Source organism: Pseudomonas sp. GQ91 (assembly GCF_059758795.1).
Map to the genome: position 1 here is coordinate 1 of NZ_JCAXED010000060.1, position 455 is coordinate 455.

Genomic DNA, 455 nt, shown 5'->3' on the forward strand with positions numbered 1-455 from the left:
ACCCATGTGACGGACTCACTCAGCTGTAAACGTTCGCCAATGTCCATATCGAATCCGTCACTCAAGAGAAGCAAAAGTAAAAGCAAATTTAAAAACTAAACGCTAAAGACTAAAACCCTCAACGCACACACGCCACCTGGTTGGAAGTGTCGTCGTTGTCGTAGCTCGCATTCGCATTGTCAATGGTCATGGTGACGACGCGGTGGCCCGTGCCGTACGGCGTCCTGGACCAGTAGTGGCTTTTACTGCCCCCGCACTGGCCTTTGAGCGGCCAGCCATGAACCGAACACATTTCGCTATTAGATGGACGACCTACCGTAGCCTGCCGCCAAAGAGCTCGGAGTTCACCCTCCGTAGGCAGGCGAGCGCCATTCGCCTTGCAATGGGCATTAGCGCTAGGCCAATCCATCACGGCAGGAGTCAGTTGTATCCACCCGACTATCAAAAATTTGGTG

The 455-nt window shown here is 53.2% G+C and carries 1 protein-coding gene; it reads right to left on the reverse strand.

Features of this window, described 5'->3' with window-relative positions; genetic code table 11:
- Positions 1 to 118 precede the first annotated feature (118 nt).
- On the reverse strand, positions 119 to 409 hold the full coding sequence (locus tag AC6CIA_RS26405) for an adhesion domain-containing protein (protein ID WP_498316096.1): 291 nt from the start codon (positions 407 to 409) through the stop codon (positions 119 to 121).
- Positions 410 to 455: the final 46 nt, after the last annotated feature.